General features: G+C 61.7%; 23 protein-coding genes. 12 read left to right on the forward strand and 11 right to left on the reverse strand.

The features are described 5' to 3' along the window. The first annotated feature begins 165 nt into the window (after positions 1 to 165). The 3 genes from HUK65_RS16810 (at position 166) to HUK65_RS16820 (ending at position 2,659) form a co-directional block, all read left to right on the forward strand. The gene (locus HUK65_RS16810) at positions 166 to 372 is read left to right on the forward strand and encodes a hypothetical protein (RefSeq protein WP_179907433.1); all 207 of its coding nucleotides are present in this window, start codon (positions 166 to 168) and stop codon (positions 370 to 372) included. Between the two features lie 98 nt (positions 373 to 470). Further along, on the forward strand, positions 471 to 1,853 hold the full coding sequence (locus HUK65_RS16815) for an NfeD family protein (RefSeq protein ID WP_235442229.1): 1,383 nt from the start codon (positions 471 to 473) through the stop codon (positions 1,851 to 1,853). A 29-nt stretch (positions 1,854 to 1,882) separates the two neighbouring features. Next, the gene (locus tag HUK65_RS16820) at positions 1,883 to 2,659 is read left to right on the forward strand and encodes a slipin family protein (RefSeq protein WP_179907435.1); all 777 of its coding nucleotides are present in this window, start codon (positions 1,883 to 1,885) and stop codon (positions 2,657 to 2,659) included. Between the two features lie 144 nt (positions 2,660 to 2,803). Here HUK65_RS16820 and HUK65_RS16825 read toward each other — a convergent pair whose 3' ends face one another. The 7 genes from HUK65_RS16825 to HUK65_RS16855 all read right to left on the reverse strand — a co-directional run bounded on the left by HUK65_RS16825 (position 2,804) and on the right by HUK65_RS16855 (position 7,469). Further along, positions 2,804 to 3,670, reverse strand: coding sequence for a transglutaminase family protein (locus HUK65_RS16825; RefSeq protein ID WP_179907436.1), 867 nt, complete (start codon positions 3,668 to 3,670; stop codon positions 2,804 to 2,806). 212 nt (positions 3,671 to 3,882) lie between these two features. Beyond that, positions 3,883 to 4,197 (reverse strand): hypothetical protein, encoded by a 315-nt coding sequence (locus tag HUK65_RS16830; RefSeq protein ID WP_179907437.1) that lies wholly within the window; start codon positions 4,195 to 4,197, stop codon positions 3,883 to 3,885. Positions 4,198 to 4,251: 54 nt separating this feature from the next. Then, positions 4,252 to 5,088 carry a transglutaminase-like domain-containing protein gene (locus HUK65_RS16835; protein ID WP_179907438.1) on the reverse strand — a complete coding sequence of 279 codons (837 nt, stop codon included), beginning with the start codon at positions 5,086 to 5,088 and terminating at the stop codon, positions 4,252 to 4,254. Positions 5,089 to 5,135: 47 nt separating this feature from the next. Next, a complete protein-coding gene (locus HUK65_RS16840) occupies positions 5,136 to 5,867 on the reverse strand; it encodes a hypothetical protein (RefSeq protein WP_179907439.1) in 732 nt (243 codons plus the stop codon). Between the two features lie 101 nt (positions 5,868 to 5,968). Beyond that, positions 5,969 to 6,508, reverse strand: a complete 540-nt coding sequence (locus tag HUK65_RS16845; RefSeq protein ID WP_179907440.1) for a hypothetical protein — start codon at positions 6,506 to 6,508, stop codon at positions 5,969 to 5,971. Between the two features lie 108 nt (positions 6,509 to 6,616). Beyond that, positions 6,617 to 7,111, reverse strand: coding sequence for a hypothetical protein (locus tag HUK65_RS16850; RefSeq protein ID WP_179907452.1), 495 nt, complete (start codon positions 7,109 to 7,111; stop codon positions 6,617 to 6,619). 4 nt (positions 7,112 to 7,115) lie between these two features. After that, positions 7,116 to 7,469, reverse strand: coding sequence for a hypothetical protein (locus HUK65_RS16855; protein ID WP_179907441.1), 354 nt, complete (start codon positions 7,467 to 7,469; stop codon positions 7,116 to 7,118). 66 nt (positions 7,470 to 7,535) lie between these two features. Between HUK65_RS16855 and HUK65_RS16860 the strand changes: the two genes are divergently transcribed. The 3 genes from HUK65_RS16860 to HUK65_RS16870 are packed head-to-tail and all read left to right on the forward strand — an operon-like array spanning position 7,536 to position 8,946. Further along, positions 7,536 to 8,144: a hypothetical protein gene (locus HUK65_RS16860; protein WP_179907442.1), complete on the forward strand. Its 609-nt coding sequence runs from the start codon at positions 7,536 to 7,538 to the stop codon at positions 8,142 to 8,144. Positions 8,145 to 8,170: 26 nt separating this feature from the next. Continuing rightward, positions 8,171 to 8,524, forward strand: a complete 354-nt coding sequence (locus tag HUK65_RS16865; RefSeq protein WP_179907443.1) for a hypothetical protein — start codon at positions 8,171 to 8,173, stop codon at positions 8,522 to 8,524. Between the two features lie 35 nt (positions 8,525 to 8,559). Next, complete coding sequence (locus HUK65_RS16870; protein WP_179907444.1) at positions 8,560 to 8,946, forward strand: DUF302 domain-containing protein; 387 nt, start codon at positions 8,560 to 8,562, stop codon at positions 8,944 to 8,946. Between the two features lie 45 nt (positions 8,947 to 8,991). On the opposite strand, the gene HUK65_RS16875 is transcribed toward HUK65_RS16870, so the two are convergent. Next, positions 8,992 to 9,273, reverse strand: coding sequence for a DUF3185 family protein (locus tag HUK65_RS16875; protein ID WP_235442231.1), 282 nt, complete (start codon positions 9,271 to 9,273; stop codon positions 8,992 to 8,994). A 289-nt stretch (positions 9,274 to 9,562) separates the two neighbouring features. Here HUK65_RS16875 and HUK65_RS16880 point away from each other — a divergent pair, with 289 nt between their 5' ends. Together HUK65_RS16880 and HUK65_RS16885 are read left to right on the forward strand one after the other, a co-directional pair. After that, positions 9,563 to 9,724 (forward strand): hypothetical protein, encoded by a 162-nt coding sequence (locus HUK65_RS16880; protein ID WP_179907445.1) that lies wholly within the window; start codon positions 9,563 to 9,565, stop codon positions 9,722 to 9,724. Positions 9,725 to 9,805: 81 nt separating this feature from the next. After that, on the forward strand, positions 9,806 to 9,961 hold the full coding sequence (locus HUK65_RS16885; RefSeq protein ID WP_179907446.1) for a DUF3309 domain-containing protein: 156 nt from the start codon (positions 9,806 to 9,808) through the stop codon (positions 9,959 to 9,961). Positions 9,962 to 10,043: 82 nt separating this feature from the next. Here HUK65_RS16885 and HUK65_RS16890 read toward each other — a convergent pair whose 3' ends face one another. Further along, on the reverse strand, positions 10,044 to 10,277 hold the full coding sequence (locus tag HUK65_RS16890) for a hypothetical protein (RefSeq protein WP_179907447.1): 234 nt from the start codon (positions 10,275 to 10,277) through the stop codon (positions 10,044 to 10,046). Between the two features lie 173 nt (positions 10,278 to 10,450). Here HUK65_RS16890 and HUK65_RS16895 point away from each other — a divergent pair, with 173 nt between their 5' ends. Next, a complete protein-coding gene (locus HUK65_RS16895; RefSeq protein WP_179907448.1) occupies positions 10,451 to 11,182 on the forward strand; it encodes a Crp/Fnr family transcriptional regulator in 732 nt (243 codons plus the stop codon). Positions 11,183 to 11,235: 53 nt separating this feature from the next. Here the strand turns inward: HUK65_RS16895 and HUK65_RS16900 are convergent, their stop codons facing one another. Both HUK65_RS16900 and HUK65_RS16905 read right to left on the reverse strand, forming a co-directional pair. Beyond that, a complete protein-coding gene (locus HUK65_RS16900; protein WP_179907449.1) occupies positions 11,236 to 11,430 on the reverse strand; it encodes a hypothetical protein in 195 nt (64 codons plus the stop codon). A gap of 353 nt (positions 11,431 to 11,783) precedes the next feature. Further along, positions 11,784 to 11,999, reverse strand: coding sequence for a hypothetical protein (locus HUK65_RS16905; protein ID WP_235442232.1), 216 nt, complete (start codon positions 11,997 to 11,999; stop codon positions 11,784 to 11,786). A 257-nt stretch (positions 12,000 to 12,256) separates the two neighbouring features. Between HUK65_RS16905 and HUK65_RS16910 the strand changes: the two genes are divergently transcribed. From HUK65_RS16910 to HUK65_RS19285, 3 genes are read left to right on the forward strand one after another with little or no spacing between them, the layout of a single operon-like run. Next, entirely contained in the window at positions 12,257 to 12,616 is a 360-nt protein-coding gene (locus HUK65_RS16910) for a hypothetical protein (RefSeq protein WP_179907450.1), read from the forward strand. Positions 12,617 to 12,668: 52 nt separating this feature from the next. Beyond that, positions 12,669 to 13,322, forward strand: coding sequence for a lytic transglycosylase domain-containing protein (locus HUK65_RS16915; RefSeq protein ID WP_407692438.1), 654 nt, complete (start codon positions 12,669 to 12,671; stop codon positions 13,320 to 13,322). Positions 13,323 to 13,339: 17 nt separating this feature from the next. Beyond that, the gene (locus HUK65_RS19285; protein ID WP_179907451.1) at positions 13,340 to 14,005 is read left to right on the forward strand and encodes a hypothetical protein; all 666 of its coding nucleotides are present in this window, start codon (positions 13,340 to 13,342) and stop codon (positions 14,003 to 14,005) included. Positions 14,006 to 14,099: the final 94 nt, after the last annotated feature.

The following is a 14,099-nucleotide window of genomic DNA, read 5'->3' on the forward strand; positions in this document are numbered from 1 at the left end:
AGTGTTCCTCTCCGCCGTCGCGCTCGCCGCAACCGTCCTCTTCTGGCTTTGAATATCAATGAGTCTGGAGCCTAGCGTCTTGTCTCTATCCGCCATTCTTGTTTTCACTCCGCACTTTGACGATCCGCCGGGGGCCGGGATGTAACTGTCAGAAGGAGAATTGCGATGGAAAGTCGGGCGACACGTACCTTGGTAACTTTTCCCGAATATTCTGGGCTTCAAGACTCCGACGAATTGCCTGTGGCCGGCGAATACGGCCTGATCTTCGACGAAGCACTGCTACTAGCCATGCTCATGCTCATGCCGATGTCTCTGCACCAAGCCGAAGCTCGCCTGACTGGCACAAGGCCGTTACGAAAAGACCAGACGTAATGCAAGCAGCACCGCCGCCCGCCACAAGGAACAGCAGGCAACATCGTGTGAAGAAACGAGGCCGATATCCGTCGTTCGGTCTGATGCGACGCCTTGTCATGGCCTTGATCCTTCTGTTCGCAGCCGCGAGCCTTGCCGGACAGGATCGCCCTTCGCTGCCGCCAGTGATCGTGCTGACTGCAAAAGGGCCGGTGTCGCCGGCCATGTCGGACTACATCCGCCGCAATCTTGGTGCCGCCGCCGCGCGGGGCAGCCCGCTGGTGGTTCTGAAGCTGGACACGCCGGGCGGTCTGGACACATCAATGCGCGAGATCATCCAGGCGATCCTGGCCTCGCCCGTACCAGTGGCCGCCTGGGTGGCCCCGCAAGGCGGACGGGCGGCCAGCGCTGGCACATACATCCTCTATGCCAGTCACATTGCTGCGATGGCACCGGCCACCAATCTGGGGGCGGCGACGCCGGTGTCCCTGACCGGGCCGGGCGGCGCCGAGGATGGGCCGCGCGCGCCCCTGCCCGTGGCCCCGCCGCGGGATGACGACAGCCAGGCCACGCCTGCGGACCCTCCTGCCGCCCCGCCCCGGCCGAGCGGCACCGCGATGGAGGCGAAGGTGATCAACGATGCCGTGGCCTATATCCGCGGGTTGGCGGAACTGCGCGGGCGCAATGCCGATTGGGCCGAGGCGGCCGTGCGGCGGGGCGAAAGCCTCAGCTCGGGTGCCGCTGCGGCCGAGGGGGTGATCGACTTTGTCGCTGCCGATCTGGTGGCGCTGCTGAACCAGGCCGATGGTCGCGTCGTGATGATGGAAGGCGGGCCGCTGACCCTTGCCACGGCCGGGCTGGCGCATGAGGTGATCACCCCGGACTGGCGCACCGCCATCTTGAGCGTGATCACCAACCCGAATGTCGCGCTGATCCTGATGCTGGTGGGAGTCTATGGCATCATCCTTGAGTTCCTGAACCCCGGCGTGCTGGTTGCGGGCACAGTCGGCGGGATCAGCCTGATCCTGGGCCTCTATGCGCTGGCACTGCTGCCCGTCAGCTATGCTGGGATCGGGCTTATCCTACTGGGCCTGGCCCTGATCGTGGCCGAGGCCTTTGCGCCGTCCTTCGGCGTCCTGGGTATTGGCGGCACAGCGGCGCTTGTGCTGGGGGCAGTAATTCTGATCGACACCGACGCACCGGGCTTCGTGGTCTCGGTGCCAATCATAGCCGGCGTGGCCGTTGCAGGGCTGATCTCGACGCTGATCATCGCGCGCCTCGCGGCGCGGTCATTCGCCGCAAGGGTGGTCAGCGGCGCCGAGGCAATGATCGGTGCACCTGCGACGGTCCTGGACTGGCAAAAGGGCCAAGGCCATGTATGGGCCAAGGGCGAGCGCTGGCAGGCCATCGGCCCCGAAGTTCTGCCCCCGCAAGAACCCATCTGCATCACCGCGATAAGCGGGCTTGTGCTTCAAGTCGAACCACCGGGCCACGCCACCTGAAACACCGCCCCAAGGGGCAGGAGGATGACATGGAATTATTGTATGATCTTGGCTTCTACGGCGTTCTGGTCGTCTTCTTTCTGGCGCTGCTGGCCGCAGCCATAAAGATCCTGCGTGAATACGAACGCGCAGTGGTCTTCACGCTCGGCCGATTCACCGGGGTCAAGGGCCCCGGTCTGATCATTGTGATCCCGGGCATCCAGCAGGTTGTCCGTGTGGACATGCGGGTCAAGGTGCTGGACGTACCGAGCCAGGATGTGATCAGCCGCGACAACGTCTCGGTCCGGGTCAACGCGGTGATCTATTTCCGCGTCATGGACGCCGAACGCGCCACCATCCAGGTCGAGAACTTCATGCAGGCGACCAGCGAACTCGCGCAGACGACGCTGCGCTCTGTCCTGGGCAAGCACGAACTGGACGAGATGCTGTCCGAACGCGACACGCTCAATCGTGACATTCAAGAACTGCTGGATGCGCAGACCGACACCTGGGGCATCAAGGTCTCAAATGTCGAGATCAAGCATGTTGATGTGAACGAAAGCATGATCCGTGCAATCGCTCAGCAGGCCGAAGCCGAGCGCGAGCGCCGCGCCAAGGTCATCAACGCACAAGGCGAGGCGCAGGCAGCCGAGAAGCTGCTGGAAGCCGCGCAAATCATGTCCCGCGACCCTGGCGCGATGCAGCTACGCTATCTCAGCTCACTCAACATCATCGCAGCAGAGAAGAACTCGACCATAATTTTCCCGTTTCCGATGGAACTGGCCGGCTTGATCGCAGGCATCAAACCGATCGAAGCGAAGGGTTGAAGAGGCTGACGCTTGGCCCGGCCTTGTCTGTGGGGTAGTGGCCCGGGCTTCGGCGCTGAAAGTGCTTGCAGGGCGGTGGGAAAGCGATTTGCCATGAAGGGCGGCCACATTGCAGACTTTCGCGTTCGTGGCCAAAGGCGCTGTTCATGCTTCCCCCACTGCAACCTCCACTTTCATCGCCACCAGGTCACCGGGCTGGCCTTGGAAACTGCCTGTCACGGGTGCGACCTGGCTGATGTGGCGGGCAGCCGCGACCGGGACCAGATTGGCCGAGCCCATGGACCGGTTGGTCGGATCGAAGGCGATCCAGCCGGCGCCAGGCACGAAAACCTCGACCCAGGCATGGGTAGACCCCGCGCCCGTCGATCCGAGAAGTTTTGTGGACGCGATCCAAAGATAGCCCGAGACGATCCTCGCACCGAAGCCCAGCGTGCGGACCGCCTCGGCAAACAGAACCGCGATGTCGCGGCACGATCCCCAGCCGCGATCCAGGGTCTCCAGCGGACCTTGCGTGCCTTCGACCTCGCGGCTCTGGTAGTTGATGCGGGCCGATACGCCAGCGGAAATATCCTTGAGCAGCGAGAGGGTGTCGGTTGGTCGCGTCATGACGAACCCTTCGACCCAGTCTGACAGACGCCCGACCACATCGACATATTGCGGACGGGCCAGCGCGCCAAGATCGATCCAATCCTCGTCGGAATAGCGAAAAGGGTAGTGCTGCGCCGCAGCCGCGATATCGAAAACCGGCCAGGCTGGCGCAATCAGATCCACGATCATCCTGCTTTCGACCACCAGCGCATCGGTCAGGCCGGAAAAACCTGCCGTGGCGATGGAATTTCCGGCAACATCGTGCGCCCATGCCACGCTCGCCTTGGGCGAAAGCTCAAGCTCAAAGGACAGCAGGCGCAGTTCGTTCGTCTCGCGCGGGCGCAGCATCAGGCGATGCGGGCCAAGCGCCACGGGGGCTGCATAGCGGTATTCGGTCCGGTGGCTGATGTTCAAAAGTGGCATGTCCGGCGCGTCTCGATTACTTGGCCGACCGGCGGCTGGACCGTCCGACGGGGGACAGGGTGGCGGACTTCCAGGCAGACCGCGCCTTGCATTTCTTGCAGATGCGCTCGCCGAAACCGGTGCTCCAGAAGATAGCGTCACAGCGCAGGCAGTGCCGCTGGGCAGGTACGTCGCCAATCGCAGGACGTTGAACAGTCAGTTCTGCTTCGCGATCACTCACTCTTGCGCTCCTCGCGTTTGATCAGCCGTGCGACGTCGCTCAGGGCGCGCTGGATCAGCTTCTGTATCCGTTCTTCCTGCCCCTGCGGTGTCTGGGCGAAGCGACCGAGCAGAAAACTCACCTTGCTTGCGGCATCTTTCCAGTTGTCGGCAGGGCCTACCTGCAAGGCCGAACGGATCTCGAGGTCCCGGGCCGGATGATGCATCGGCGCTACATAGCATGCCTTCTGACAAGCTCTGCGCAATTCAGCGGCATTCCGGTCTTCAAGGCTCCGTTCGCCATCAAGGTTGACAGGGTATTCAGCCATGGCGCGCGTATCCACACCAGTGGCCAAACAGTGCCGGAGGGTCATATCCCGCCATCATTTTGCCCGCTCCTGCGACAGTGTCTCAGGCCCGACCTTGTCGGTCCATACCTTGAAATCCGTCATGACGTGCAATCCGAAAGTCTGCGTCAGGGGAACATCGGCCGCATCGCGACCGCGGGCGACCAACACCCGACCGATGCGCGGCTTGTTATTGCGCGGGTCGAACACCCACCACCTGCCCTGAATATATACCTCCATCCAGGCGGCAAAATCGCCCGGCGGGTGGGGCAAGGGCTCGCCAATTTCGCCAAGATACCCGGTGCAATAGCGGGCGGGAAAATTCAGACATCGGCACAGGGCAATTGCCAGATGCGTGAAGTCGCGACAAACACCATGGCCTTCGATCATGGCCTGTAACGCGGTCCGGGTGGGCCTTGCATGATGATAGCCGAATTCCAGATGCCCATGCACAAAGTCACAGACCGCCTGCACGCGCGCCCATCCGGGCCTGGTCTGGCCAAAGCGGCGCCATGCTTCGTCCGACAGAAGATCGGTATCGCAATAGCGACTGCCCAGCAGATAGACGAGCGTTTCATCCGGCAGATCCTGCACCGCATGTTGGTGCGCGGCGGGTGCCACAGGGTCGGGTTGCCCTGTGTCACGGAAGACGCCATCCGTCGACAGAACAAATTCCCCCGCCGGAGCCACGAGGCGCGTGCACCAGTTGTCGAACCTGTCCCGGTAGCCTGTGAACGGCACCGACGGTGTTGTCGAAAGATCGTCCGCCTTCACGAGATCGCCGTAGCGGCTGTGATGGACGCCAAGAATGGCGATCAGCGGCGTCGGCTGCGTCAGGCTGAACTGCAGGCGGCATCCGACCCGGATCAGCATGGGATCATCCCCTTTGGTCCGGTTCCGGTCTGGCGATGCCGGGATGCTTAACGGGTCAGGACGCATCGGGCACCCTCCGACAACTGAAAACCCCGGTTGCACTGCCAACGATTGCCCGAACGGTCCAAATGGGCGTTTTCCGGCACGTCGAGGGCGACGCATTCCTCCGCCCGCGCCTCGAAGCCGCGGTCGCAGCGCCAGCCCGGTCCATACCCACGGTCGTCCAGAAAGGCGTTCAAGGGGACGGGGACGGGGTCGCAGCGGCCACCATTTGCGACAAAGCCTCGTTCACAGCGCCATGCTGCCCCGTGGGGCGCATTTGTCGGATAGGCGTTCTCTGGAATGACAATGGGAACACAGGCGCCGGCCTGAGGAACATGGCCGCGGTCACACTCCCAGCCCGCGCCAAGGCCGCGATCAGCAAGGTAAGCATTCTCGGGCACTTCGATCAACGCGCATCCGTCGCGCAGTTTCCGGTAGCCACGCTCGCAGTCCCAGCCCAGACCTGAGGCATCCAGAAACCCGTTTTCGGGCACGACGACAGCCGTGCAGGCACCTCCCGCCACCTCGCGATAGCCATGCTGACAGGCCCAGCCGATTCCGTGGGACCTTCCCGTCGGGTAGGAATTGGCCGGCATCTCGAGCGCGACACATACCCCTTCGGCAATCCGGTAGCCCGGGTTGCAGTCCCAGCCGCTGCCATAGCGACGGTCCTGGGCATTGTCGGGTGCGGGGCCCGCGCCGTCCTGCGCCTGGCCTGATGTGGCAATACCGGCCAAGAACGCGGCCAGAAGGCAGTGGCGCGCGATCCGCAAAAGATGGCGGCCTCGCCGCCGCGCGGGTATGTCGGGTGCCCGCTTCCGGAGAGCGCCTGTAGCCATCACCGGTACCCCGCCTTGAGCTTTCGACTCCCAGATTCGCTCTTTCGCTGCGACGGCATGCCCTCATTCTCCGCGCGTTGCAGGGCCGTGGCATCCTGGCGGTCAGAGCCCGATAGTTGCGGGCCTGCTGAAAGCGGTGCGTCCGGCGCGTCAGCGGAGCGACTGGTCCTCGAATACAGCTGTCGTATTTCGGCTTCCGAGACACGGTCAGCTCGCATCACCAGCTGGATCATCGGATCGGCCAGCATCTCCTCGACGAAAAAATCCACGATGCCGCTGCCGGTGAGCTTATCGCGCGCAAGCGCTTGATCGAGAACCGAAAGCGGTACTGTCAGGCTGCGCGCGAGGCCCGGATGAGATTGGCGCGGATGCAGCCGCACCAGAACCGAAGCCTTCCAGCGTTCCGGGTCCCGATGATCGGGCGGTGCCGATATCTCTGTTTCCAGATCGTATTCGCCTGCCGGCAGGGTCTCGCCAAAGCCCGCGATGTTGAAGGGCCTGCCGAACACGGCTGTGGTCTTGATCATCGCATCTTGCATGGGGCGTTTCCTTGTCTTTGAAGTTTTGATCATCCTTTGGTCGGGGCGGCGGCTGTTGGCTGTTCTCATGGCAAACGGCGTTACCGGTTATCGCGGCGCGTTTCGCGTTCAGGCGGTGCCCAACCTTGCAACAGCGGCGGCGGCCTCGGCATGTTCACGTGCGTGATAGTCGCCATGAAACGCCCCATCGACCGTCACCGCCCAGATCCCGTTTCGCTCGCAGACCTGAACGCGGTCCTTCTGCGGCAGATGGGAAGGAACCCTCGTTGCATCGTTCCGGCCATTGATCCTTGGATGCAAAGGACCGAGCATCGGGCGCCGGCGTAGTTCATGCGCGGTGTTCAGCGCTGTGACAGCGCGGATGAACTCCCCGGCATAATCGGCACTGTCGGTATAGTCTTGCTCATGTTGGACCATGGCCAGCGGGTCGACGAAGGTCTTGCTCAGATGATCAAGAAAACGCGGCTCCGTCCTCGACATATAGGCGATCAGCGATTGCAGGATCCTTTCATGGGCCAGGACGCGACGCTCCAGATCGGTTCTTTCGGGCAGTGCGCGCGGCGCTGCCGGTTGTGGAGGTTCATTGTTTCCCCGCGACACCATCACACTATGCTGCCTCGAGATCGAGTGCGGTCAGGCAAGCCGATGCCAGGGCGCGGCTGGCATTGGCATTGCCCGGGATAGTGGCCCATCCGGTTGCCGCCACGGCATCGCGTTGGCCGGTGCCAGTGGCCTGCCGGATTGTCGCAAGCTTGCCCAAGCGATCAGGGTCGCGACCCGCGCGCTCTACGCAGACGGGGACAAGCGCGGCGATCACCTGTTGGTCAGCCATCGCCTGACCCATGTGTCCGGCACGGGTCGTGGTCATCCATCCCGCCCAGGCAAAACCTGCCAGCGCGACCAGCAACCCCCCGCTGACCGCTCCTATCAGTCCGGGTTTCAGCCATTCAGGGGTGTTCATTGGACGCTCCTTTGGTGTCCGCCGTCCGGGATCGGACAGCGGCCTTCGCCTGAGTCTGGTGTGGGCGTGAACCAGTTCTACAGCGCTGCGGCCTTGCGCGAACTGATCGGTGTTAGCTTCGCGGCGAACAAGGCAAACATGTACTTCCTCGCTCCGAAACTGATCTGGATCAGCAAGCAGCGCTGTGAACCCGGCTACCTTGCCCGCTGGGCACGACGTGCTTGGCCAATTCTTTCTGAAAGGGGGCTAACCATGCCAACAATGGATGACATGCGTCAGGGCGGAACACCGTTCGACACGTTTCTCTATGCCACGCTGGGCAAGGACCGGAACGACAACTCGGTCACGGTACTGTCAGCCTTGGCCAGGGTCGGACTGGAACCCTGGGAGGCAGCGTCCGATCTGGCCGACCTGACGCGCGACGAAGCGCGTAACCGTCTGGATACCTTGCTGATCCGGTTTACCGATGTCCCCACATTGAAGGATAATCATGCCGCTGTTTCGCGCCGTTTGATCGACCTCTTGCCAAAGGGCGCACGACAACGGACCCGTATGGCGGGCGACGCGGCACTGCCAGGTGGAAAGCTGGGCATCGGCCCCATCCTTGGCGTCCTCATGGTCGTACTCTACCTGATCCATTCGCTGGTTGTCGGGTTCGACGGAACCGGAAACTGAGGCTCCGGAAGTTGAGGGGATCGCTCATGGACAGACCGCGCGATCAGGACCTTTGGGAACTTGAGGGCGCATTTTGGACCAGCGGTCGAGACGGCGCGCGCACCAACACGGCCGCAGGTGCGATCGTTATCTTTCCCTACCCTTCCGGGATATTTCAGGGCGACGCGATCTGGGCCCACCCCATGGCTGATACCGGCTGGCGCTTGATCGAAATGTCCGACCGCAGCATCGTGCGCCGTGGCGCTGTCGCGATCCTTGCCTATCGCGTCCAGGCGCAAAAGAACGGCAACCCGATCCACGAAGTATTATGTGCCTCGACCTGGCTGAACGACGCCGGAAAATGGGTGCGGTTGTCGCATCAGCAAAGCCCCGTGACCTGAACGGCATGGCCCCGCAGACCAGCAGAGGTGAACCCGTGAACTTTACAATCAACCGACTGATCAAGGACACCGATATAAGTGCCGTTGAGAAGCGTACCCGCACCGCCCTAGCGGCGCATGGTTTCGGTGTGTTGACCGAGATCGACGTGAAGGCGACGATGAAGGCAAAGCTTGGGATCGACATGCCCGGTTATCGGATACTCGGGGCGTGTAATCCCGGTCTTGCATGGCAAGCCATAGGTCACGAGCCCCGCGCCGGAGTCATGCTTCCGTGCAACGTGATCCTACGCGAAACCGATACCGCCGTGGAGGTCAGCGCGGTTGATCCGGTCGCCTCGATGCTTGCGATCGACAACCCCGCGCTCCAAGCGATTGCGTGCGAAGTCCGTAGTCGATTGGTGAAGGTGGTCGATACTATCTGACGACAAGTCGGGAACCGCTGCGCGGTCCCCGAAGCCTTTTTTCGGTCAACTCTGCATATACCCGCGATAGAGCAGAGCTGCGCCGGCTACGACGCCGACGATCCCGCCCAGCAGGTACCACATCGTATTGCCGGTGAAGCGACCTGTCATCGCTTCGGACATCTGGTCCATGGGAGCCTGCGAGGCGCGCCACGCGAAAAAAAGCAGCACCGCACCGATGGCAAACGCGACAAGTCCCACAATGTTTGTCTGTGTCATGAGAACGCCTTTCTGTCCTTTTGCCCTGCGCTGATCGCCGAAGGGCGACACCCAAGGTGAGGCGATCATGACAGGTTCAAAGGACTGCGCACTTACCTCAGTCAGTCAGATACGAACTCAGATGACTGCTGCGCGCCCGTATCCTGCTGATACAGGTTAGGGTGACAGGGCCTCCACGCTGATAAAGTCGTGCTCGCGCGTCATTCAAGTCTGAAGGGCATGCATCGCGCGATTCTTTGATCAGCGCGGTTCAATCGAAAAACAAAGGCCATCTGAGGACCGCTGGCAAAAGAGGCGTTGCTGCCCTGCGTGCAGGCTGGCTCGGCTTGGATTCACCCTCGCAGAAAGATCGAACCGAATGGAAAAGAACAGAAAGAAGAAGCCCGGAACCGGGGCGCCAAAAGGCGCCAAGGAGCCGAGCGCCTACAAATCACGCGAAGCCGAAGTCAGGACCAGCCAGACGGACGCGGCATTCCACAAGGCATCCGGCAAGGCGAAGGGCGGCTCCCGAAAGGTCTGATGCCCCTGCCGGAAGGCCCCGTCGCGACGTCCCTCGCGCGGCGGGGCCACCCAGACCCATACCGATGGCGGGAACAGAAACATGCTAGGCACCATTCTGATTGCTGTTCTTGCTCTGATGCTACTTGGCGTACTTCCCATCTGGGGGCACAGCCGGTCCTGGGGTTATGGCCCCAGCAGCACTGTCAGCCTGATCCTCGTCGTGCTGATTGCCTTGGTGCTGACGGGGCGCCTGTAAAGGGCTGACCAAAGGGTTCCACACAAGCTTTGCTTGTTCGAGCGGAAGCTTCGCCAGCCGGCCAGCCAGAAATGCGGCCCTCTCAGCGTCGGCGCACCGAGTTGCCGCCCGCAAGGATACCGTTGATCAGCGCCGCAACCGCCGCATTCAGTTCATCCTTGTCGCCTGTCGGCGCATTCTCATGTGCCGCGGCAGCATCCCTCAGAACACCGACGATCTCGGCCTCGGGGAGGATCTTGTGATCGTTCAGCGCAAGCAGAAGCGACTCGCAGATCGAGAGGGCGGCAGTTCCGGCAATATCGTTGTGAAAGGTCATGGTTCTCAGGGCCTTCGCTCATGGGACAAGCGCTCCGCCAAACTTCGGTCGGAACACCTCGTGATCATAGCCCTGATCTGCTAGGGTGAACTGATACAGAGCAGCCTGACCGACCTCTTTTCCGAGTATCTCGGCTATCGACGCGCCCGCTGCCCGTTCTGATCGGAATAGCCATGCAGACAAACTTGAGCCCGCTCACGCGCAAACTTTCGGCCTTCGTCGCCCTGTCGGAGATAGACCTGGAAACATTGGCGCGCTTCGATCGCCGCCGCCGAAGCTTTGAGCCAGGGCATGAAATGATCCACGAGGGGCAGACAGGATCATCGGCTTTCGTGCTGTCGAAAGGCTGGGCCTGTTCCTACAAGATCTTGCCCGACGGTAACCGGCAGATCGTGGATTTCCAGATACCGGGTGACTTCCTTGGCCTGCGCAGCATCCTTTTCCGCACGGCCGATCATAGCGTCGAAGCGGTGACGCGGATCGAAGCTTCGGAAGTTATCGCTTCGGATATTCTGGACTCATTTGCACGGGCTCCGCGTCTTGCAACTGCAGTGCTATGGGCAGCGTCGCGCGATGAAGCGATGGTTGTGGAGCATCTTGTCAATCTCGGGCGCCGTTCAGCCGAAGAACGAATGGCACATTTTTTCCTTGAACTCGGCGCTCGGCTTGCCCTCGTCGGTGTGGGTGACCGCACGGGCTATGATTGCCCCCTGACACAATATCATCTGGCCGATGTTCTTGGTCTGAGTGCGGTGCATGTAAACCGTGTACTGCGCAAGATGCGCGAAGAGGGTCTGGTCACCTTCAAAACGGGACGCGTCGTCTTTGATGATTTCGGGCGACTCAAGGCGCTGGCCGTATTCGACACTGCCTATCTCGATCAGGACGGACCACTGCTGCGGTGATCGTCTCCCCCGCAACTCAAGCCGGGGAGACCTTGTTTCAAGGCGAAAGCAGATTAAGCCAGCGCTTTGGTCGCGGCGTCAAGCTCGCGGTTGCAATCGCGATCGTGCTTGTCCGTCATCGCCCTCTCGGCCGCCTGATAGTGTTTCAGTGACGCATCCTTCTTGGGTCCGGCCGGCGCCTCGTCCCAAGCCGCCTTGACGGTCTTCATCCTCTCAGCGGTGTTCGGTACGGGGGATTTTGCTTCCATGGTTTTCATCCTTTGCTTGTTTGTTCGAATTGACGAAGCCTTCCCGCCGTACCGGAAAAACGTCCGATGACCGAGCGGGAAAGCTTCGCCGTCACTCGTGACAAACGACTGACGACTGAATCCAATGCCGTCTTGAGACGCTTACCAGCGAGTCGCGCTAGACGTGCTGATGCATGTTGGTTCTTGAGGATTTCTCTGGGTACGGAAACCAGCCATCACAATATTTCGGGTAGCCTGCATCAATACCGTCTAGTGCAGTGTGTTGCGGCACTCGGGGTAGCCCAAGACAGGCAGCCTGCCGACATGTTACTGGAAAAACCCTGCTTAGGCCAGACTTTACCGGATTTCAGATGCTATTCGAGCGCGTGCTGGAACTGTCCATACTGCTCGACCACCTCACGCGCCTCGACAAAGGCGCGCGCGCGTTCCTCGTCAAGGCAGCGGAAATAGGTCTGGACCTCGGCGATATAGGTCTCGAAGTCCGCGCGGAGCAGGTCGGCGTAGAGGCGCATGTCTTCGCGCGATTGCGGCAGGAAGGGGCGTTCGGGGGCGAGACAGGGTGCAGCCATAGCGGCTTGCACTGGTGTCGCCACGATCATCAGCGCAAGAATAGCGTTGCGTGCACATGACATGTGCAGGGCAAAACTCCTTTTGCGCCTTTAATGTTGCAATCTCGTCCTGTAGCACCGTTATCAGAGCAAGGCGATTTTCGTCAAGTCGTTATTATTGTCTTGCTATCGTTCATGTTGTTTCGTATCGACCGCGGTGTTGCGACCCCGCGGAACCGATGCTGCACCCCAGGCAGGAAAGGACCCAAGGGAAGGCCATGATAGAAGAAGCCCCGAATGTGGTTACAGAAGACGGACTGCGAAGCCTGCTTGCAGATGGCTACCTCCTCGAGGTGGTCTGCAAGGAAGCTGGCGAGAAACGGCACAACAGCTGGTACGGCACATGGGTTGCGCGCGCCGTCGCGGAAGACGGTCGGGCCGACAAGATGCTTGTCACCAGCCGCAGCTACCTCAAGGTGCGCGAGTTCAAGACCATCGTCGGTCTTGTCAGCTTCCTTTCTGAGATGGGCTGCACAACCGCCAGCATTCCACTTGAAGAAGGCGGTCGCGAGCGTCACGCCGCCCCTGGCCGCGTGGCACAGCCGCGGACTGGCCCGGTTCTGGTCAAGGACGACTGACCGCGCGTTCGCGCTCGTCGTTGCATTGGGTACAGGTGTTTGTTCCGCACCCTTGGCCCTAGCAGACGGTTTCATCTTCCAGGTCAGCCCCGATGGGCAGCTGATCGATATCGCGAACGGCACGCAGTCGCTGCGGGCGTTCGACACCTCCGACGCCGCCCCGGATGGGACGCAGACGGACCGCCTCTTTCTTTTCGCAAGACCACAGACCGCTGACACCCAAGCGCCCTTGGCGCAGACTGCGGCACTTGCCCCGACACCACGCGCGATCCGCGCCACCCCCGAAATCCTCCACGCCATCGAGACCACGGCGCTCCGCTACGGCAGCCATGACGCTCTGCGTCAGGCCGGTTTGTCAGTCACCGATTGGGCGCTGTTCTACCGCGCCAATATCGAGGTCGAGAGTGCCTATAACCCGCGCGCGCTGAGCCCGGTCGGGGCCATCGGACTAGGTCAGTTGATGCCCGGCACGGCGCGTGATCTTGGCGTCGATCCTCATGACATTGCGCAGAACCTCGACGGCTCGGCCCGGTACCTTCTGATGATGCTGGAGCGCTTCGGCGATCCTGCGCTGGCGTTGGCCGCCTACAATGCCGGGCCCGAGGCGGTCACCCGCCACGGTGGCATTCCCCCTTTCCGCGAAACCCAGGGCCATGTGGCCCGTGTGACTGCCGTGTTCCAACGGCTCAGAGGAGATCTCTCGTGACATCCAGACTTTCCCCCATGACCGCGCGCGCGGTTACTTGCGCGCTCATGGGCGCGATGGCCCTCAGGGGACAGACCAAGCGGCTGCTTCACGGCATTGTAGAGCCCCTGCACATCCTTCTTGGAGGGGAGTGGCTGCCCCAACTCGATGAGGATCGACCGGCAGACACTCTCGACCGTGCTGCACGCGGCGGTGACGGCATCTTCAGGGTCGGTCTGGCTGCTGGCGAGGGCGCGGTCGAGATCGCGGCTCACCGTGTCGAAGTCGATCACCTCGGACAGCCCGGCCAGCTCCACCAGGACAGGGACATTCTTGCCCGCCTCGACAAGCCGCATCCGCCCGCCCTGCTGTTGAACCTCGAAGCTGTCGAAGCGCAGCGCGCGGTTGAGATGGTCGAGCACGGCGACATGACGCTCGGGCTCGTGGATGAAATCGCGTGGGTCAGCGGCTGCCTCAATAATCTTTGCGAGCGCTTTCTCAGCATCAAAGCCGTTGTTGAGATTGATAAGGCACTGCACCAGCGACGGTACGCGGGAGCCACTCACCGTGAAGGCCACATTGCAGGCGCGCATGAACTTCTCGATCTTCGGCCCGCTGCGATAGATCCCGATGGGGGGCGTCGTGTCATGGCCCCCGCCGCCGCTGATAATGTCGGCGATGGCATCGATGCTCTGGGGCGATAGCGGGAAGGGCATGGCTATAGTGTTCGTCACCTGACGCAAGATTCCCAACGGCTGCAGGGTGTGTCATACCTTGGGCATGAGACGCTCCGACATC

The organism is Rhabdonatronobacter sediminivivens (assembly GCF_013415485.1).
In the GTDB taxonomy this organism is placed as follows: domain Bacteria; phylum Pseudomonadota; class Alphaproteobacteria; order Rhodobacterales; family Rhodobacteraceae; genus Rhabdonatronobacter; species Rhabdonatronobacter sediminivivens.